Annotated in this window: 18 protein-coding genes; 7 read left to right on the top strand and 11 right to left on the bottom strand. The window is 56.2% G+C overall.

Features of this window, described 5'->3' with window-relative positions; all coding sequences use genetic code 11:
• Nucleotides 1-34 precede the first annotated feature (34 nt).
• Entirely contained in the window at nucleotides 35-469 is a 435-nt protein-coding gene (locus ACVKSX_RS22460) for a DUF805 domain-containing protein (RefSeq protein WP_010258192.1), read from the top strand.
• Here ACVKSX_RS22460 and fpr read toward each other — a convergent pair.
• Nucleotides 460-1206 carry a ferredoxin--NADP(+) reductase gene (gene fpr / locus ACVKSX_RS22455; protein ID WP_010258190.1) on the bottom strand — a complete coding sequence of 249 codons (747 nt, stop codon included), beginning with the start codon at nucleotides 1204-1206 and terminating at the stop codon, nucleotides 460-462. The genes ACVKSX_RS22460 and fpr overlap by 10 nt on opposite strands.
• Nucleotides 1207-1479: 273 nt before the next feature.
• Between fpr and emrD the strand changes: the two genes are divergently transcribed.
• Complete coding sequence (emrD, locus tag ACVKSX_RS22450; protein ID WP_022624918.1) at nucleotides 1480-2673, top strand: multidrug efflux MFS transporter EmrD; 1194 nt, start codon at nucleotides 1480-1482, stop codon at nucleotides 2671-2673.
• Here the strand turns inward: emrD and glpX are convergent.
• From glpX to ACVKSX_RS22435, 3 genes are all read right to left on the bottom strand, one after another.
• Nucleotides 2663-3673 carry a class II fructose-bisphosphatase gene (gene glpX / locus ACVKSX_RS22445; RefSeq protein ID WP_022624919.1) on the bottom strand — a complete coding sequence of 337 codons (1011 nt, stop codon included), beginning with the start codon at nucleotides 3671-3673 and terminating at the stop codon, nucleotides 2663-2665. The genes emrD and glpX overlap by 11 nt on opposite strands.
• A gap of 96 nt (nucleotides 3674-3769) precedes the next feature.
• A complete protein-coding gene (gene glpK / locus ACVKSX_RS22440; RefSeq protein WP_010672072.1) occupies nucleotides 3770-5281 on the bottom strand; it encodes a glycerol kinase GlpK in 1512 nt (503 codons plus the stop codon).
• 30 nt (nucleotides 5282-5311) lie between these two features.
• Nucleotides 5312-6166 carry an MIP/aquaporin family protein gene (locus tag ACVKSX_RS22435; RefSeq protein ID WP_010258182.1) on the bottom strand — a complete coding sequence of 285 codons (855 nt, stop codon included), beginning with the start codon at nucleotides 6164-6166 and terminating at the stop codon, nucleotides 5312-5314.
• A 405-nt stretch (nucleotides 6167-6571) separates the two neighbouring features.
• Here ACVKSX_RS22435 and zapB point away from each other — a divergent pair, with 405 nt between their 5' ends.
• Nucleotides 6572-6811 carry a cell division protein ZapB gene (gene zapB / locus ACVKSX_RS22430; RefSeq protein ID WP_354439580.1) on the top strand — a complete coding sequence of 80 codons (240 nt, stop codon included), beginning with the start codon at nucleotides 6572-6574 and terminating at the stop codon, nucleotides 6809-6811.
• A 53-nt stretch (nucleotides 6812-6864) separates the two neighbouring features.
• Here the strand turns inward: zapB and rraA are convergent, their stop codons facing one another.
• The 6 genes from rraA to priA all read right to left on the bottom strand — a co-directional run bounded on the left by rraA (nucleotide 6865) and on the right by priA (nucleotide 14024).
• Nucleotides 6865-7350: a ribonuclease E activity regulator RraA gene (rraA, locus tag ACVKSX_RS22425; RefSeq protein WP_009088032.1), complete on the bottom strand. Its 486-nt coding sequence runs from the start codon at nucleotides 7348-7350 to the stop codon at nucleotides 6865-6867.
• A gap of 158 nt (nucleotides 7351-7508) precedes the next feature.
• Nucleotides 7509-8846 carry an HslU--HslV peptidase ATPase subunit gene (hslU, locus tag ACVKSX_RS22420; protein WP_010258177.1) on the bottom strand — a complete coding sequence of 446 codons (1338 nt, stop codon included), beginning with the start codon at nucleotides 8844-8846 and terminating at the stop codon, nucleotides 7509-7511.
• A 10-nt stretch (nucleotides 8847-8856) separates the two neighbouring features.
• On the bottom strand, nucleotides 8857-9387 hold the full coding sequence (hslV, locus tag ACVKSX_RS22415) for an ATP-dependent protease subunit HslV (RefSeq protein ID WP_010258174.1): 531 nt from the start codon (nucleotides 9385-9387) through the stop codon (nucleotides 8857-8859).
• Nucleotides 9388-9475: 88 nt separating this feature from the next.
• Nucleotides 9476-10474 (bottom strand): cell division protein FtsN, encoded by a 999-nt coding sequence (gene ftsN / locus ACVKSX_RS22410; RefSeq protein WP_033759196.1) that lies wholly within the window; start codon nucleotides 10472-10474, stop codon nucleotides 9476-9478.
• Between the two features lie 152 nt (nucleotides 10475-10626).
• On the bottom strand, nucleotides 10627-11664 hold the full coding sequence (cytR, locus tag ACVKSX_RS22405) for a DNA-binding transcriptional regulator CytR (protein ID WP_010672069.1): 1038 nt from the start codon (nucleotides 11662-11664) through the stop codon (nucleotides 10627-10629).
• Nucleotides 11665-11828: 164 nt separating this feature from the next.
• Entirely contained in the window at nucleotides 11829-14024 is a 2196-nt protein-coding gene (gene priA / locus ACVKSX_RS22400) for a primosomal protein N' (RefSeq protein WP_250328053.1), read from the bottom strand.
• Nucleotides 14025-14249: 225 nt separating this feature from the next.
• On the opposite strand from priA, the gene rpmE reads away from it, so the two are divergent.
• Nucleotides 14250-14465 (top strand): 50S ribosomal protein L31, encoded by a 216-nt coding sequence (rpmE, locus tag ACVKSX_RS22395; protein WP_003851227.1) that lies wholly within the window; start codon nucleotides 14250-14252, stop codon nucleotides 14463-14465.
• A gap of 79 nt (nucleotides 14466-14544) precedes the next feature.
• Here the strand turns inward: rpmE and metJ are convergent, their stop codons facing one another.
• Nucleotides 14545-14862 (bottom strand): met regulon transcriptional regulator MetJ, encoded by a 318-nt coding sequence (gene metJ / locus ACVKSX_RS22390; protein WP_009088019.1) that lies wholly within the window; start codon nucleotides 14860-14862, stop codon nucleotides 14545-14547.
• 273 nt (nucleotides 14863-15135) lie between these two features.
• On the opposite strand from metJ, the gene metB reads away from it, so the two are divergent.
• From metB to metF, 3 genes are all read left to right on the top strand, one after another.
• Complete coding sequence (gene metB, locus ACVKSX_RS22385) at nucleotides 15136-16296, top strand: cystathionine gamma-synthase (protein ID WP_022624922.1); 1161 nt, start codon at nucleotides 15136-15138, stop codon at nucleotides 16294-16296.
• Nucleotides 16297-16298: 2 nt separating this feature from the next.
• Nucleotides 16299-18734 (top strand): bifunctional aspartate kinase/homoserine dehydrogenase II, encoded by a 2436-nt coding sequence (locus ACVKSX_RS22380; RefSeq protein WP_354439575.1) that lies wholly within the window; start codon nucleotides 16299-16301, stop codon nucleotides 18732-18734.
• Nucleotides 18735-18936: 202 nt separating this feature from the next.
• Complete coding sequence (gene metF / locus ACVKSX_RS22375) at nucleotides 18937-19836, top strand: methylenetetrahydrofolate reductase (protein ID WP_010258148.1); 900 nt, start codon at nucleotides 18937-18939, stop codon at nucleotides 19834-19836.
• The last annotated feature ends 65 nt before the right edge of the window (nucleotides 19837-19901 follow it).

The following is a 19901-nucleotide window of genomic DNA, read 5'->3' as shown; positions in this document are numbered from 1 at the left end:
CCGCAGCGGTTCTCTTCTCTCTGGATGATAATGCATGACGTTACAACAATGGTGTTTTTCCTGGCGCGGCCGTCTGGGACGACGTGATTTCTGGATCTGGCAGGCGGTCTGGTTGCTGACAACAACCCTGTTATTCGCGTTAGCGGCTAACGACTGGCTTGATACTCAGATGGCGGCCTTTGGCGTGGTCTGCCTGCTGTGGCCCGCCAGCGCGGTTATCGTTAAACGGTTGCACGATCGTAATCGCCGCGGCTACTGGGGATTTCTGGTGATTGTTGCCTGGCTGCTGGTGGCAGGGAACTGGAGCATGCTGGACGGCATACTGCCCTGGCTGTTGGGTCGCGCCATTCCGTTTGTGTTACTGGCTGGCCTGCTGCTCGATCTCGGTCTCTTTCGCGGTACCCCCGGCGCTAACCGGTTTGGTACCGCGACTCAGCCGGTGAGATACCGGCAAACGGCTCACCAGTAATGTTCGCTGGTGATATGGCCCGGCTTACGCTTCAGGTGCTTGCGCATCTCGCGCGTCTCTTTCAGTAATTGCTGGGTGTCACGCACCATCTGCGGGTTGCCGCACAGCATCACATGGCTGCTGTCGGCATCCAGGCTTAACCCGGTGGCGCGCTCCAGCTCACCGTTTTCGATCAACGCCGGGACCCGGCCAGTCAGCGAACCGGCGATCTCTTCGCGACTCACCACCGTCTGGATGTGCAGCTTGCCTTGATAATGTTGTTGCAGCTGCTGCATCAGCGGCAAAAAGCTCAGGTCGGCCGCATAGCGGGCAGCATGGACCAGCACGATGTTTTCAAAGCGATCCAGCCCTTCGCCCTGCTGTAGCATCGACAGGTAGGGGCCAATAGCGGTGCCGGTTGCCAGCATCCATAAGGTTTTGCATTCAGGGACCTCATCCAGCACAAAGAATCCTGCCGCTTCTTTGGTGACCATCACCTGATCGCCAGGCCGAAGTGCCTGCAGATGCGGACTCAGTTTGCCCTCTGGCACGGTGACCAGGTAAAACTCCAGCAGATCATCTTTCGGCGCATTGACGTAAGAGTAAGCGCGCTGTACCCGCTCACCGTCGATTTCCAATGCCAGCTTGGCAAATTGCCCGGCGATAAAGGGATCGATGGGCGCTTTTACCCGGAGACTGAACAGCGCATCCGTCCAGTTTTTCACTTCCTTTACTTCAGCATTGACCCACTCAGCCATAATCACTCCCTGGTTGTTGATTATTCAGGCAGGTCACTATTTTCGCGGCTGCCCGGTGAGATTGCCAGCCTGCGCCGGGGCAAAGGCTCTAATCGACAAACTGTTACTTTGTCTTTACAGGCTGGCCCATAAACTTGACAGGCGCAAGCCGGGACCTTTTCGCTTACCTCTCGCTTTGTCATCTAATCCTGATATTTTGCCCGCCATAACAAGATGACTGGCGGGTGAACCGCTGTTTTAACCTCCTTTCACAGAAAGAAATTTTGCATAATCATGATGACTAAACTCGAAAATCGCCCGCTGCTGGTGATGCTCATTGTGCTGGTGGCAGTAGGGCAGATGGCACAGACTATCTACGTCCCGGCGATGTCGGTGATGGCGGATGCTCTGAATGTGCGGGATGGCGCGCTGCAGCGTGTGATGGCGGCCTATCTGATGACCTATGGCGGATCCCAGCTGATCTATGGCCCGCTGTCAGACAGCATCGGTCGTCGTCCGGTGATTCTGGCGGGCATGATGATCTTTATGATCGGCGCAATCACGGCACTGATGGCGACGTCGCTCGATATGCTGGTGTTCGGCAGCGCTGTTCAGGGACTGGGCACCGGCGTAGCTGGCGTGATGGCCCGCACCATGCCGCGCGATCTCTACGAGGGGCACGCACTGCGGCGCGCTAACAGCCTGCTTAATATGGGCATTCTGGTCAGCCCGCTGCTGGCGCCAGTAATTGGTGCACTGCTGACTCAGCTCTTTGGCTGGCACGCCTGCTTTGCCTTTCTGCTGCTGCTCTGTCTGGCGGTAACCGTCTCAATGGCACGCTGGCTACCGGAGACCCGACCGCAGAGCGCGGAAGTGACACCTTTCTTTAAACGCTACGCCCGCCTGCTCAGCGACGCGAATTTCGTTCGCTACATTGTGCTGCTGATTGGCGCGCTGGCCGGGATTGCGGTATTTGAGTCGAGCTGTGGCGTTCTGCTGGGCGGCGTGCTCGGCCTGCACAGCCTGACCGTCAGCATCCTGTTCATCCTGCCGATTCCGGCAGCGTTTTTTGGTGCCTGGTTTGCCGGTCGCGAGCAGGGTTCATGGCACAGTCTGATGTGGTGGGGCGTAAATAGCTGCCTGCTGGCGGGCATCCTGATGTGGATCCCGGCATGGTTCGGCGTGATGAATATCTGGACGCTGCTGGTCCCGGCTGCGCTGTTCTTCTTTGGGGCTGGCATGCTGTTCCCGCTGGCGACTTCAGGCGCGATGGAGCCTTATGCCTGGCTGGCGGGTAGCGCGGGCGCGCTGATTGGCGGGATGCAGAATCTGGGATCGGGCCTGGTGGCGTGGCTGTCAGCCATGATGCCGCAGCGCGATCAGTTCAGCCTTGGCATGCTGATGTTCTTCACGGCGCTGGTGATGCTGCTCTGCTGGTTGCCGCTCTCACGTCAGCCGGAGCGCGGCAACCAGCCGGTTACAGGATAAAGGGATGGAGCGCCGGATCTTTACGGTCGAGATAGTGAATCGACTGAATACGGCGGATGGTGCGTGATTTACCGCGAATCAGCAGGGTCTCGCTGGTAGCGATATTGCCCTGACGCGTAATGCCTTTCAGTAGTTCGCCACTGGTAATGCCGGTGGCGGCAAACACCACGTTGTCATTGCGTGCCATCTCATTCAGCGTCAGCTTTTTGCCCGCTTCAATCCCCATCTCTGCGCAGCGCTGCAGCTCCTGCTCACCCAGCAGACGGTTTTCAGCGCTGTCGCCTTTCACGTGGTGACGCGCCAGTAACCGGCCCTGCATATCCCCATCCAGCGCGCGGATCACCGCCGCAGAGACCACGCCTTCCGGTGCGCCGCCGATGCCATACATCACATCCACTTCGCTGTCCGGCATGCAGGTCAGAATGGAGGCGGCGACATCGCCATCCGGGAAGGTAAACACCCGCACGCCCAGTTGCTGCAACTGACTGATCACTGCGTCATGACGTGGCTTTGCCAGAATCGATACGGTTAGCTGTGATAGCGGCTTATTCATCGCGATGGCGATGTTACGCAGGTTAGTTTCCAGCGGCAGGTCAAGATCGATCTCTCCACGCGCTGCGGGGCCAACAATCAGTTTTTCCATGTACATGTCGGGTGCGTGCAGAAAGCTGCCCTTATCGCCTACGGCCATCACCGCCAGCGCGTTAGCCTGGCCAAGCGCCGTCATGCGGGTGCCTTCAATCGGATCGACCGCAATGTCGACCGCATCGCCGCGGCCGGTACCGACTTTTTCACCGATATAGAGCATCGGAGCTTCGTCGATTTCGCCTTCACCGATCACAATCTGACCGTCGATTTCAATGGAGTTCAGGACATGACGCATGGCATGGACAGCCGCGCCGTCAGCCGCATTTTTGTCGCCGCGTCCTAACCAGTGATAGCCTGCCAGGGCGGCAGCTTCGGTTACGCGGGAAAATTCAATGGCAAGTTCTCGTTTCATGGCATCTACCTGACAAAAAACAGGCGGGCAGTGTAACACAGCGAGGCAGTGGAGCGGGGAAAAGGCCCGCGACAGCAAGGGTCGCGGGCATTGATATTACTCTTGTTCTTCCCACGCCTGGGCGCGGGCTACGGCTTTTTTCCAGCCAGCATAACGGAAGTTACGCTCGGTGGTTTCCAGGCTTGGACGGAATTCACGCTCAATAACCGCTTTAGAGCGGACTTCATCCAGATCCTGCCAGAAGCCGACGGCCAGACCTGCCAGATAAGCAGAACCCAGCGCGGTGACTTCACGCACTTCCGGACGCTCAACACGAGTGCCGAGGATGTCAGACTGAAACTGCATCAGGAAGTTGTTGGAAACCGCGCCACCATCGACACGCAGCGCCTGCAGGCGGGTGTTGGCATCGTTCTGCATCGCTTCCAGCACGTCGCGCGTCTGATAAGCGATAGACTCCAGCGTCGCACGGATGATGTGGTTAGCATTAGCACCACGGGTCAGGCCGAAGATAGCACCACGGGCATACGGGTCCCAGTAAGGAGCGCCCAGGCCGGTGAAAGCAGGCACCATGTAAACGCCGTTGGTGTCTTTCACTTTCATCGCAAAGTATTCAGAGTCAGCAGCTTCACTGATCAGCTTCATCTCATCGCGCAGCCACTGAATAGAGGCGCCACCGATAAATACAGCCCCTTCCAGTGCATAGTTCACTTCACCGCGCGGGCCACAGGCGATAGTGGTCAGCAGACCGTGCGTTGAGGTTACCGCTTCAGTACCGGTGTTCATCAGCATAAAGCAGCCGGTGCCGTAGGTGTTTTTCGCCATGCCAGGCTGAACACAGAGCTGGCCATACAGCGCAGCCTGCTGGTCACCGGCAATACCAGCGATTGGAATACGTGTACCGCCTTTACCGCCGATGTTGGTCTGACCATAGACTTCAGAAGAGGACTTCACTTCTGGCAGCATTTCACGCGGAATATCCAGGATATCCAGCATACGCTGATCCCACTCCAGCTTATGGATGTTAAACATCATGGTACGGGAGGCGTTGGTATAGTCGGTGATATGCACGCGGCCCTGGGTCATTTTCCAGACCAGCCAGGTATCAACGGTACCAAACAGCAGCTCGCCACGTTTTGCACGCTCACGAGAGCCTTCAACGTGATCCAGGATCCACTTCACTTTGGTTCCGGAGAAGTAAGGGTTAATCACCAGACCGGTGGTGTGCTGGATATACTCTTCCAGACCCTCTTTCTTCAGTTTGTGACAATAGTCGGCGGTGCGGGGATCCTGCCAGACGATGGCGTTGTAGATCGGCTTACCGGTCTCTTTTTCCCAGACGATAGCGGTTTCGCGCTGGTTGGTGATACCGATTGCCGCAATCTCATCAGAGCGGATGTCGGCATGGGCCAGCACTTCAACCAGCGTTGAGCTTTGTGAAGCCCAGATATCCATTGGATCATGTTCAACCCAGCCCGCTTTCGGGTAGATCTGGGTGAATTCGCGCTGTGATACCGCGACGATATTAGAGTCGTGGTCGAGAACGACGGCGCGGGAGCTGGTTGTGCCCTGATCGAGCGCGACAATATATTTTTTATCTGTGGTAGTCATAAATTCTGTCCTGATGATAAAAGGTGAAACTTACGCTTTACGCTGCTGAGCGCGTGCAACCGGTTTGTCTGCTGGAACGCTTGCAGGTTCCTGGGCGGTACCTGGCAGGTAGCGACCAATCAGTGTGCGATAACCTACTGCACCCAGGCAGGCACCGACCAGCGGGCCAAAAATCGGCACGAGGAAGTAAGGGATGTCACGACCACCGGTAAAGGCAACGTTACCCCAGCCTGCCAGCCATGCGAAGATCTTCGGTCCGAAATCACGAGCCGGGTTAAGGGCGAAGCCGGTCAGAGGACCCATGGAGCCACCGATAACCGCAACCAGCAGGCCAATCAGCAGTGGAGCCAGTGGGCCACGTGGAATGCCGTTGCCGTCATCCGTCAGACCCATAATGACCGCCATTAATACTGCAGTGATGACCATCTCAACCAGGAAGGCCTGGCCGACACCGATATGTGGATTAGGGTAGGTTGAGAAGATGCCTGCCAGGTCGAGACTTTCAACCGTGCCGCGCACCATCTGGTGGCTCTGCTCATAATCAAAAAACAGGCTGTAGTAGAGACCGTATACCAGCGCCGCGGCACAAAAGGCACCGGCAATCTGCGATACGATATAAGGCAGAACTTTACGTCCTTCAAAATTAGCAAACAGGCAGAGTGCAACGGTGATTGCCGGGTTCAGGTGCGCGCCCGAAATGCCTGCGGTAAGGTAGGCGGCCATGGAAACGCCAAGACCCCAGATGATGCAGATTTCCCACTGACCGAAGGCGGCACCGGCGAGTTTCAGTGCAGCCACACAGCCTGCGCCAAAGAAAATAATCAAGCCTGTCCCCAGAAATTCGGCAATACACTGACCTTTGAGCGTGTTAGTTGTCTGACTCATAATAGTGGTTCCTGAAGCGAGGTTAAATTTTATCAGTTTTTGTTCTCATTCCATGAGGCACCCAGCTTTAATGTAGGGCTGGTGTGAATTTATCGTTAACGAACATAAACGAGAAATAGCGAAATCGTTTTTTGTGTACTGCGTCATAAAAATGCGCGTTTTCGCGTATTCTGGCTTTCCTTAGCCAATATTCGCGCCTGATGACGGGGATAACGCACCCGTACCAGAAAGCCGTCACAGTAAGCGCAGCGTAAATTCAGGGATTGGCTGAAAAGTGTTACAGACTACGCCCGCAGCGGCCGCGTTGCTGGACTTGCGGGGTGAGGCTACATACAATCGGGACAACGTTGCTGGCTTAAGCTGGCATCATCAACGCCTTGCAGGAATTTAGGAGAGGTCAGAAAGATGTCATTTGAAGTGTTTGAGAAACTGGAAGCGAAAGTACAGCAGGCGATTGATACCATCACCCTGTTGCAGATGGAAATCGAAGAGCTGAAAGAGCAGAACAACTCACTGCGTAACGATGCGCAACAAGTCGTGGGCAACCACGATGCGCTGATGCGTGAAAATCAGCACCTGAAAGAAGAGCAACACGTGTGGCAGGAACGTCTGCGTGCATTGCTGGGAAAAATGGAAGAGGTTTGAAGCCTCAGCTGATGTGAAAAACGGGTGCTCAGGCACCCGTTTTCATGTCTGGCCTATTCGAGGTCCAGCGCATCCTCTGACAGAATGATACCGGTGTTGTCTGCATAGAGATGGTCGCCGGAGAAGAAGGTGACGCCGCCGAAATTAACGCGCACATCGCTTTCGCCAATCCCTTCACCCGCAGCGCCTGCCGGAATCGCGGCAATCGCCTGAATGCCAATCTCCAGCTCTTCCAGCTCATCAACCTGGCGTACCGAACCGTAAATCACCAGACCTTCCCACTCGTTGGTTGCCGCCAGACGTGCCAGCTGCGCATCCACCAGTGCACGGCGCACTGAGCCGCCGCCATCAATCACCAGTACCCGACCCCGGCCATTCTCTTCCAGCAGATCGTAAAGTAAGCCGTTGTCTTCAAAGCATTTCACTGTGGTAATCTGACCACCGAATGAAGTGCGCCCACCAAAATTTGAAAAAAGCGGTTCAACAACATTCACTTCTTCATGGTAGATATCGCAGAGTTCAGATGTATCGTATTTCATAAGGGTTTCGTCTGTTTGCCACAGGAAGGGTAAGTATATCGCTATATGCAGATTGTTGGCAAAATCATCAGTATGAAAAAAGCATCGTTCGATCAAGAACATGCATAAAAAAGCCCAGCCGGGTGGGCTGGGCTTCTGAAAAGCGCTGAATCAGTGGATCAGAGAATGAAGCGGCTAAGGTCTTCGTCAGCCACCAGTTCATCCAGATGTTTACCGACATAGTCAGCATCGATGGTAACGGATTCACCATGACGATCGCTGGCGTCATACGAAATATCTTCCATCAGACGCTCCAGCACAGTATGCAGACGGCGCGCACCGATGTTTTCGGTGGTTTCGTTGACCTGCCATGCGGCTTCAGCGATCCGGCGAATACCCTCTTCGGTGAACTCAATGTTCACGCCCTCGGTATTCATCAGCGCTTTGTACTGCACGGTAATCGAGGCATTCGGCTCGGTCAGGATGCGCTGGAAATCGTTCACGGTCAGCGCCTGCAGCTCAACACGGATGGGCAGACGACCCTGCAGTTCCGGGATCAGATCGGATGGGCTGGCAACCTGGAACGCGCCTGAGGCGATAAACAGAATGTGGTCTGTTTTCACCATACCATGCTTGGTGGAGACGGTGCAGCCTTCCACCAGCGGCAGCAGGTCGCGCTGAACGCCTTCGCGTGAGACATCCGGGCCGCCGGCATTCTGGCCGCCGCGCTTACAGATTTTGTCGATCTCATCGATAAACACGATACCGTGCTGCTCAACGGCATCAATCGCGTCCTGCTTAAGCTCTTCCGGGTTAACCAGTTTGGCCGCTTCTTCTTCGATCAGCAGCTTCATCGCTTCTTTGATCTTCAGCTTGCGGGCTTTCTGCTTCTGGCCGCCGAGATTCTGGAACATTGACTGCAGCTGGCTGGTCATCTCTTCCATGCCTGGAGGGGCCATGATTTCGACGCCAGGGCTGCTGGCGGCCAGGTCGATCTCAATCTCTTTATCGTCCAGCTGGCCTTCGCGCAGCTTCTTGCGGAACGACTGGCGTGCTGCAGAGGGTTCAGCGCTCTGCTCTGACTGGCCCCAGTTGTTTTTTGCTGGTGGAATCAGCACATCAAGAATGCGCTCTTCCGCCATCTCTTCGGCACGATATTTGTTCTTTTCAATCGCCTGACTGCGCACCATCTTAATGGCCGAATCGGTCAGGTCACGAATGATAGAGTCCACTTCCTTACCGACATAACCGACTTCGGTAAATTTGGTCGCCTCTACTTTGATAAACGGCGCATTGGCCAGCTTAGCCAGACGACGCGCGATCTCGGTTTTACCGACACCGGTCGGACCGATCATCAGGATATTTTTAGGGGTCACTTCATGGCGCAGCTCTTCGTCGAGCTGCATGCGGCGCCAGCGGTTACGCAGTGCAATAGCCACGGCGCGCTTAGCGCTCTCCTGGCCGATGATAAAGCGGTTCAGTTCGCTGACGATTTCGCGAGGAGTCATCTCAGACATATTTATACCCTTACGACTTAGACGTTAATTCTTCGAAATTAACGTTGTGGTTAGTGTAGATGCAGATATCACCCGCGATATTCAGCGACTTTTCGACGATGTCGCGCGCGCCCATCTCGGTATTTTCCAGCAGCGCACGTGCCGCGGCCTGGGCGAAAGGCCCACCGGAGCCGATGGCGATCAGATCGTTTTCAGGCTGGATGACGTCACCGTTACCGCTGATGATCAGTGAAGCTGATTCATCTGCGACGGCCAGTAAGGCTTCAAGGCGACGCAGCATACGGTCAGTACGCCAGTCTTTAGCCAGTTCCACCGCAGCTTTCACCAGATGGCCCTGATGCATTTCCAGTTTACGTTCGAAAAGTTCAAACAGGGTGAAGGCGTCTGCGGTGCCGCCAGCAAATCCGGCAATCACTTTATCGTTGTATAAACGACGCACTTTTTTAACGTTGCCTTTCATCACGGTATTGCCGAGCGTAGCCTGGCCATCACCGCCAATCACTACCTGGCCGTTGCGTCGTACACTTACTATTGTTGTCACGGGCAGACCCCTTGTTGCAGTCGGAAAAGGACTCCGCGCACCGGGCGCGGAGTATCATGCAACAGATATGGGGCGGGTTTGACGGGTTTCAACCCCCGACGGAGAGCGGAATACAGCTGGAGTGTCCGGAACTGCGCAGGCGCTTCAGGGTGCTGTCAGCGGAGGCGCGGTCTTTATAAGGACCGATAACCACACGATTCCAGCCGCCACCGGTGGTAATACGGCTTTCAAATCCTTCAAAGGCTAAGCCAGCGCGCACCGATTCAGCCTGGTCAGTGCCTTTAAACGAACCACACTGCACCATCCAGCGCTGCGAAGAGGCTTTCTCCGCCGGTTTCGCCTTCGCGGTCTCCTGCGGTTTTGGCTGCACTTCCGGTTCACGCGTAACAGGTGCAGGCTGCGTCTGGCGCTGTACGTTTTGCTGCTGCTGCTGCTGCTGCTGACGTTGCTGTTGTTGTAATTGCTGCTGTTGCTGGCGCTGTTGTTGTTGCTGCAACTGCTGCTGGCGTTGCTGTTGCTGCTGAGCCTGCAACTGCTGACGTTGCTGCTGAACCTGTTGCTGCTGCTGTTGTTGCTGAACCTGCTGCTGCTGACGTTGCAGTTGTTGCAACTGCTGCTGATGCTGCAGTGTCTGCTGACGTTGCGCCGGCGTCTGTTCGTTCCACGGCACTTCGTTGAGCTGCGTCGGCTGCTGACGCATATCCGCCTGCATCTGCTCCAGCAACTGGCGCTGCTCGTCGGTCAGCTGTGTCTGCGACTTCACTTCGCCACCCGAAGAGGGTTCGATAGGTGTCGGCACAGTGACCTGACGGTTCTCCAGCTCTTTAATATATTTCCAGCGCTCTTCTGGCTTCGGCGGCAGGCCATTGCCGTTGGCTTTATGATCCGTAATGACCGGCACGTCCTCTTTTTTGTGATGCGCCAGGAACCATAAACCACCGGCAAAGGTCACCAACACTGCGACCGCCAGTACAATCATCAATTTAGATGTTCCCGAACCGCCTTTGCTCTTCTTGCCACGGCTGGGGCTTTTTTTGCGACGCGTCCCTGTTGAACGCCCGCGGCCTACGTAATCTTTTTGTGCCACTCTCGTTCTTATACCCTTCAAAAATAGTGCCAGATGGGCGAAATGATGATTTTTACGCGCCCGGCAAGGAGTCCGCCATGTTACTTAAGGGTCGGAACTTTGACCAGCAGTGTTCGCCTTAAGAATCTACTGAAAAAATCAGACAAATACGCTTATTTTTCACGCTTTTTTGCTCGCGCCGTGCTGCCACGAATGGTTAAACCGGCATCCAGCAGCCGCGATCCGCTGATGACCCGTTTGCCATTTAACTCATCCAGTAGCAGAAGCATCGCTTCCCGGCCTATCTGGTAACGTGGCTGCGTGACCGTGGTCAGCGGCGGCTCGCAGTAACGTGATAGCTCAATGTCATCGAATCCGACCACAGAGAGATCCTCCGGTATCCGCAGTCCGCAGCGCCGGGCCTGATTCATCGCCCCAAGTGCCATAATATCGCTGTGGCAGAAGAGCGCGCGCGGCGGTTGCGGCAGGGTCATCAGCTGATTCATGGCGGCAACGCCCGCTTCAAATGTGAAGTCACCGCGCACAATATAGGTGGGATCGACCGTCAGCCCGCTGCGACGCATCGCCTGGACATACCCCTGCAAACGATACTGGCAGAGCGGCATCTCTTCCGGCCCGGCGATACAGGCGATATGTGTGTGACCCAACTGCAGTAAATGATTTACCGCTTCAAATGCGGCGGTCAGGTTATCGATGTGGACAGTGGGCAGTGACATTTCCGGCGCAAACTCATTCGCCATTACCATAGGCGGCAAGTTGCGTTGCTCATCAATGCTGGCATCAAAAGGCAACTTTGAGCCGAGCAGCACCATGCCATCGATCTGTCGCGTCACCATCAGGTTGAGAAAAGTTCTCTCCTGCTGATTCTGATGCGCGCAGTCACCAATCAGCACCAGATAGCCCTCTTCGGCTGCCGTAACTTCAACGCCTCGGATGATTTCACTAAAGAAGGGATCGCAGATGTCAGGGACAATGACCAGGATGGTACGCGTCTCATTACGACGGGCGTTGCGCGTGGGGCCATGTGCCGCGTAGCCGACGGCGGCAACCGCCTGCTCGACTTTCTGGCGGGTGGCCGCAGAAACCTTCTCCGGATTCATCAGCGCACGCGATACGGTGGCGGTTGAGACGCCCGCATGTTCCGCAACATCTTTCATCGTGGCGGCGGGCGGTTGTTGATTCTGCTCCAACACATGCTCCTGACGCGTTATGGCGCGTTCAATTCTGTTTCTGCCTGACCTGAAGGCAAACCGGGCAACATTGTTAACGATTGCCCGGCTGGTTGTTACTTAATTTGCATAAAAATTGTGACTTATGCGACATTTTTCGATCTGGCTCGCAGTGTCAGCTTAAATCAGCTCTCGGTAGGGTCGATATCCAGCGTCCATTTCACTTTGCGCGCCGCGGGCAGTGTTGAAACCAGCGGCAACGAACTGCTCAGCAACTGTTGCAGACGCTGCCGGGAGGGATGCTGCAGCAGCAGTTGCCAGCGCCAGCGTCCACTGCGTTTTGGCTGCAGTGCAGGCAACGGACCCATAAACCACATCGCCTTATCGTTCAGCGGGCTTGCCTCCAGCAAATTACGGAGTTGTTGCAGGAATTCCGCTGCCTGCTGGTTATCCATATCTTCAGCGCGGAACAGCGCATGGCGGCTCCAGGGCGGCAGATGGACTGCCTGTCGCTCCAGCAATGCCTGCTGGGCGAACGCCGAATAGCCCTGGTGCAACAGCGTCTGCAGCAGCGGATGTTCCGGATGGTGAGTCTGCAGCAACACCTCGCCCTGTTTGCCGGCACGGCCAGCACGACCGGCGACCTGGGTGTAGAGCTGAGCAAAGCGTTCCGCCGCACGAAAATCGGCTGAGAACAGCGCACCATCGACATCCAGCAGCGACACCAGCGTAACATCGGGGAAGTGGTGGCCTTTGGCCAGCATCTGGGTGCCGACAAGGATTCGTGCACCGCCGCGATGAACGTCAGCCAGATGCTGCTCCAGCGCACCTTTGCGGCTGGTGGTATCACGATCGATTCGCGACACCGGCACGCCAGGGAAAAGTGTGCCGAGCTGCTGCTCCAGTTGCTCAGTCCCGACGCCTACCGGTAGCAAATGGGTTGAACCACACTGCGGGCATTGATTAGGCAGCGGACGCTGGCTGTCGCAATGGTGGCAGCGTAGCTGGCGATGGTGCTGATGCAGCGTGTAGTAGCGGTCACAGCGGGTACACTCAGCAATCCAGCCGCAATCATGACAGAGCAGGGCGGGCGAAAAGCCGCGGCGGTTAAGAAACAGCAGCACCTGATTATCGGCCTGCAGATGCTGGCGCATTTTACCAATCAGGCCTGGTGCCAGACCGCCGATCAGCTGCACGCCTTTTAAGTCGATAAGCTGTTGCAGTGCCGGTCTGGCATTGCCGGCACGTTTTGTCAGGTCGAGCTGGCGATACTTGCCGCTGCGGACATTGTGCAGCGTCTCCAGAGCGGGCGTCGCCGATCCCATAACAATCGGGATATCCTCTTCATGTGCGCGGAAGACGGCCAGATCGCGCGCCTGATAGCGCCAGCCTTCCTGCTGTTTATAGGAGCTGTCATGCTCTTCATCGATAATAATTACGCCAGGACGGGCCAGCGGCGTAAACAGCGCCGATCGGGTGCCAATCACAATCGCCGTTTCGCCGCGCCGCGCACGTAACCAGACCGCCAGCCGCTCACTGTCATTTAATGCGGAGTGCAGCACATCAATGGGCGCATCAAAACGTTCGCGAAAACGGGCGATAGTTTGCGGGGTCAGGCCAATCTCCGGTACCAGCACCAGCGCCTGTTTACCGCGTGCCAGCACATTTTCCAGCACGCTGAGGTAAACCTCGGTTTTGCCTGAACCCGTGATGCCCGCCAGCAGCCAGGCTGCATAATGTTCATCATCTGCCCGAATCGCACCCACGGCCATCGCCTGATCGGTATTCAGCCGCAGACGTTCGCCTTTTACGGCATAAGTGGTACGCCAGTCGTGCATCTGCGGCTGATGCTCATGCAGTTCGCATAACCCTTTGGCGCGCAGCGCCTGCAGCGTCGCATCCGTGAGGTCATGTTCACTGACCTGATGACGATAGAGCGGTTGCTGCCGCAGTGCAGCCAGCGCCTGCTGCTGTTTCGGTGCCCGCTTTAAACTCTCCGGCGCAGTCGCCCGACCCTGCTCGGTGATTTCCCAGCGCCATAAGGGATTGTCCTGCGCCGCTTTGCCCTGACGCAGCAGTACCGGAATAGCGTGACTCAGTACCTCTCCCTGCGGCGAATGATAATAGCTGGCGGCCCAGTTAAGGATGCGCCACAGCGAGGGCGGATAGAGGGATTCACTATCCAGTACCTCGATCACGCGCTTGAGTTGTGCTTCCGGCAGATCGCTGCTGTCACGAAAGGCGACCACAATCCCGATCATCCTGCGATTGCCAAAGGGCACACTCACGCGACCACCAATGACCGGCTGCGCGCCCTGTGGCGGCAGATAATCAAACAGGCGGGGCAAGGGGACGGGCAGGGCGACCTGGACTACGGGCATAACTCTCTCTTTCCGGCTCAATGATCGGGGAAGCTAGTGTACACGCTGACCCTGATGGCGGGTATCTCAGCAGATATTTGCAGCAATCGAAACTTACCTGTATAATATGCCGCCTTCGGTGAGAAATATCTGGCCGGAGTACACCCTATAATGTTCAATCGCGTGTGGTGCTGTGCAGGTTAAAGCCTGGCACGGAGAGCGACACGGCCTTCAATGAGGTTTCCCATGAAACAAGGTATTCACCCGAAATACGAAGCAGTTACTATCAAATGTACCTGCGGCAACGAGATCCACACCCGTTCAACACTGACTCACGAACTGAACCTGGACGTTTGTGGCAAATGCCACCCGTTCTATACCGGTAAGCAGCGTGAAGTGGCAACTGGTGGCCGTGTTGACCGCTTTAACAAGCGTTTCAGCGTGCCAGGCGCTAAAAAATAAGATTAAAAGGCACCTGAACCTGCGGGTTCGGCGGCAAGAAAAAACCCAGCTTCGGCTGGGTTTTTTTATGGCTGAAAGATCAATACTCCCAGGTATCCGGATCGACACCCATCTGGCGCATGATTGCTTTTGCTTCTTCCGGAATTTCATCACTACGCTCTTTGCGCAGGTCGACGTCATCCGGCAGCGGTTGGCCCGTAAAGGCATGTAAAAAGGCTTCGCAAAGCAGCTCGCTGTTGGTGGCGTGACGCAGGTTGTTCACCTGACGACGGGTACGCTCATCCGTTAAAATCTTCAGCACGCTCAATGGGATAGATACTGTGATCTTCTTGACCTGCTCGCTCTTCTTACCGTGCTCAGCGTACGGGCTGATATATTCGCCGTTCCATTCAGCCATGGGTTACCTTAATTAATAAACGTTAAATGTTAGGAAATCAGCGGATTATGCCTGATTTTTTCCTGCCTGACCCCTGATATGGCGGGTTTTCTTCGCTCACTGCCTCTGTCTCACAGAGGGGAACGCCAGGCGATGACGCATAATTTTAGCGGTTATTGCGGTTTTGCTCAATCTATACGCAAAGACATTTAGATGTCCAGATGTATTGACGTCTAATTAGAGGGTGATATCCTGTGGCCTACATTTTATTCACTCTTCAGGAACAATTCGCTCATGACGCGTAAACCGGCAACCATCGCAGTGCGCAGCGGTTTGAATGATGACGAGCAATATGGCTGCGTTGTCCCGCCAATCCACCTCTCTACGACCTATAACTTCCTGGATTTCAATGAGCCTCGTGCGCATGACTACTCCCGTCGTGGCAACCCCACTCGTGATGTCGTACAGCGTACGCTGGCAGAACTGGAAGGGGGAGCAGGCGCGGTATTAACCAATACCGGGATGTCGGCGATTCACCTGGTCACGACGGTGTTTCTGAAGCCTGGCGATCTGCTGGTCGCGCCACATGACTGTTATGGCGGCAGCTATCGGCTGTTTGACAGCCTGAGCAAGCGCGGCGCCTATCGGGTGAAATTTGTCGATCAGGGTGATCCGGTAGCGCTGCAGGCCGCTCTGGATGAAAACCCAAAACTGGTGCTGATTGAAAGCCCCAGCAATCCGCTGCTGCGCGTGGTAGATATCAGCGCGATTTGCGCCGCTGCGCGTGCTGCGGGTGCCATCAGCGTGGTGGACAACACCTTTATGAGTCCGGCGCTGCAGAATCCTCTGGCGCTGGGTGCGGACCTGGTGATCCACTCCTGTACCAAATACCTTAATGGTCACTCCGATGTCGTGGCGGGCGCGGTCATCGCCAAAGATCCGCAACTCGCTACCGACCTGGCCTGGTGGGCAAATAACATTGGTGTGACCGGTGCAGCGTTTGACAGTTATCTGCTGCTGCGCGGGATTCGTACGCTTTCACCGCGGATTGCAGCCGCACAACGCAACGCACTCGCGATTGTAGAGTATCTGAAGCAGCAGAAACTGGTGAAAAAGTTGTATCATCCTTCGCTGCCGGAAAACGCCGGACACGAACATGCCGTACGTCAGCAGCGCGGCTTTGGCGCGATGCTGAGTTTCGAGGTCGACGGTGATGAGGCGCTGCTGCGTCGCTTCCTGAAAGCACTGCAGCTATTTACGCTGGCGGAATCGCTGGGCGGAGTAGAGAGTCTGATCTCCCATACCGCCACCATGACGCACGCGGGGATGTCGGCAGAAGCACGCGCGGCAGCGGGCATTTCCGATACGCTGCTGCGGGTTTCTGTCGGTATTGAAGATCACGAAGATTTAATTGCCGATCTGGATAATGCATTCCGGGTCGCAGCCGAGGGTTAAGCATGACGATTTCAGCAGGCGCGGGAACGCCGAACATCAGGCAGTTGCATAAGTTTGGCGGCAGCAGCCTGGCCGATGCGCGCTGCTATCAGCGCGTTGCCGGTATTATGGCGGACTACAGCCAGCCGGGCGACCTGATGGTGGTCTCTGCGGCAGGCTCAACCACCAACCAGCTGATTAGCTGGCTGAAGCTGAGCCAGAGCGATCGGCTCTCTGCGCATCAGGTGCAACAGGCCTTACGGCGCTACCAGAGCGAACTGATCAGTGCGCTGCTGCCTGCTGAGGTCGCAGAACCTTTAATCACCGCGTTTATCCGTGATCTGGAAAAGCTGGCCGCACTGCTGGATGCGCCGATCACCGATGCGGTCTATGCCGAAGTGGTCGGTCACGGTGAAGTCTGGTCGGCACGCCTGATGTCAGCGGTACTGAGCCAGCGTGACCTTCAGGCCTGCTGGCTGGATGCGCGTGAGTTTCTGCGCGCTGAACGTGCCGCACAACCGCAGGTAGATGAAGGGAAGTCCTGGCCACTGCTACAGACTTTACTGGCGCAGCATCCGCATAAGCGCATCGTGGTGACCGGATTTATCAGCCGCAACGACGCCGGTGAAACCGTCCTGCTTGGCCGCAACGGCTCCGACTATTCTGCCACGCAGATTGGCGCACTGGCGGGTGTCGGACGGGTGACCATCTGGAGCGATGTGGCGGGTGTCTACAGTGCCGATCCCCGCAAAGTCTCTGATGCCTGCCTGCTGCCGCTGTTAAGGCTGGATGAAGCCAGCGAACTGGCGCGCCTGGCTGCACCGGTTCTCCACACCCGGACTCTGCAGCCGGTTTCAGGCAGCGATATCGACCTGCAACTGCGCTGCAGTTATCAGCCGGAGCAGGGCTCAACCCGCATTGAGCGCGTGCTGGCCTCCGGGACGGGCGCGCGTATCGTCACCAGCCATGATGATGTTTGCCTGATTGAGATTCAGCTGCCAGAGCAGCATGACTTCGCCATCCTGCACAAAGAGATCGACCTGTTGCTGAAGCGCGCGCAGCTGCGTCCGCTGGCGTTTGGCGTTCATCCCGATCGTCAACTGCTGCAGCTCTGTTACACCGCTGAAGTAGTTAACAGCGCCTTTACGCTGCTTCAGGATGCCGGTTTACCGGGCCATCTGCAGCTGCGCGACGGCCTGGCGCTGGTGGCGCTGGTTGGCGCAGGCGTTACCCGCAATCCGCTGCATACCCATCGCTTCTGGCAGCAGTTAAAGGATCAGCCAATTGAGTTCATCTGGCAGTCAGAAGAGCACATCAGCGTGGTCGCAGTGCTGCGCGTCGGCCCGACTCAGCATCTGATTCAGGGATTGCATCAGTCGCTGTTCCGGGCAGAAAAGCGTATCGGTCTGATGCTGTTTGGCAAAGGCAATATTGGTTCACGCTGGCTGGAGCTGTTTGCCCGCGATCAGGAAACGCTGTCAGCGCGAACCGGCTTTGAATTTGTGCTGGCGGGCGTCGCGGACAGCCGTCGCAGCCTGCTGAGCTATGACGGGCTGGAAGCCAGCCGGGCACTCGCCTTCTTTGATGATGAAGCGGTAGAGCGCGATGAAGAGTCGCTGTTCCTGTGGATGCGTGCTCACCCGTTTGATGACCTGGTGGTGCTGGATGTCACTGCCAGCACACCGCTGGCGCAGCAGTATCTCGACTTCGCCAGTCACGGTTTTCACGTTATCAGCGCCAATAAAGTCGCGGGAGCGTCTGACAGTCAGACCTGGCGCCAGATCCGCGATGCCTTTACCAAAACCGGACGTCACTGGCTCTATAACGCCACCGTTGGCGCAGGTTTGCCGATCAACTATACGGTGCGCGATCTGCGCGACAGCGGCGATAACATCCTGGCGATCAGCGGGATCTTCTCCGGCACGCTGTCGTGGCTGTTCCTGCAGTTTGATGGCACGGTGCCCTTTACCGAGCTGGTGGATCAGGCCTGGCAGCAGGGTTTAACCGAGCCCGACCCGCGCGCCGATCTCTCGGGTCAGGATGTGATGCGCAAGCTGGTTATCCTGGCGCGTGAGGCAGGCTACAACATCGAGCCGGATCAGGTGCGGGTGGAATCGCTGGTGCCCAGTAACTGTCAGCAGGGATCTGTCGACCACTTCTTTGAAAATGGCGAAGAGCTGAATGAGCAGATGCTGCAACGGCTCGAAGCCGCGCAGGAGATGGACCTGGTGCTGCGTTACGTTGCCCGGTTTGATGCCAACGGCAAGGCGCGCGTAGGTGTTGAAGCGGTGCGTCCGGAACATCCGCTGGCCTCACTGCTGCCGTGCGACAACGTCTTTGCGATTGAGAGCCGCTGGTACCGCGATAATCCGCTGGTGATCCGCGGACCGGGCGCAGGCCGGGATGTCACCGCAGGCGCTATCCAGTCAGATATTAATCGCCTCGCACAACTGCTGTAACTCCTCCTCCTCAGGCGCTTCGGCGCCTGTTTTCAATGCGTTATCGCTCCCCTGTTGAATCGCCTTCATGTTGATTGAAAATTGATCACGACTGTTGACCATTTTTAAGTTGACGGCACAGTCAGATTACGTCATTTTGAACATCTGGACGTCTAAACGTGTAGATGTTCGCAGGCCGATTGTTAATCGATGAGGGTGCAGGATGAGTTTCTTTCATGCCAATCAGCGCGAAGCGCTAAACCAGAGCCTGGCTGAGCTGAACGGGCAAATTAATGTTTCATTTGAGTTCTTTCCGCCTCGTACCAGCGACATGGAAGAGACCCTGTGGACCTCTATCGATCGCCTGAGCAGTCTGAAACCGAAATTCGTTTCTGTGACCTACGGTGCGAACTCAGGTGAACGTGATCGCACCCATAGCATTATCAAAGGCATTAAAGATCGCACCGGTCTGGAAGCTGCTCCCCATCTGACCTGTGTCGATGCCACGCGCGATGAACTGCGTACCATCGCTCAGGATTACTGGAACAACGGCATCCGTCACATTGTGGCGCTGCGCGGCGATCTGCCCCCAGGCAGCGGTAAGCCAGAAATGTACGGCAGCGATCTGGTTTCGCTGCTGAAAGAGGTGGGTGATTTTGATATTTCGGTTGCGGCCTATCCGGAAGTCCATCCCGAAGCGAAAAGCGCCCAGGCCGATCTGATTAACCTGAAGCGAAAAATCGATGCAGGTGCCAACCGGGCTATTACCCAGTTTTTCTTCGACGTTGAAAGTTATCTGCGTTTCCGCGATCGCTGTGTCGCGACCGGCATTGACGTGGAAATTGTGCCGGGCATTCTGCCGGTCTCTAACTTTAAACAGCTGCAACGCTTTGCCACGCTGACCAATGTGCGCGTGCCGGGCTGGATGAGCGCGATGTTTGCCGGTCTGGATGATGATCCGGAAACGCGGAAAATGGTGGGAGCCAATATCGCGATGGATATGGTGAAAATCCTGTCACGCGAAGGGGTGAAGGATTTCCATTTCTACACGCTGAACCGTGCCGAAATGAGTTACGCCATTTGTCACACCCTGGGCGTGCGTCCTGCTGCTGCTGCGGCTTAACCGCTCTGCTTCAGCCAATAAAAAAAGTCGGGAGAGTCCCGACTTTTTTTGTTTTTACTGCAGGG

The organism is Pantoea sp. PvP021, assembly GCF_054056055.1.
This window is presented reverse-complemented; position numbering and strand designations above follow the sequence as displayed.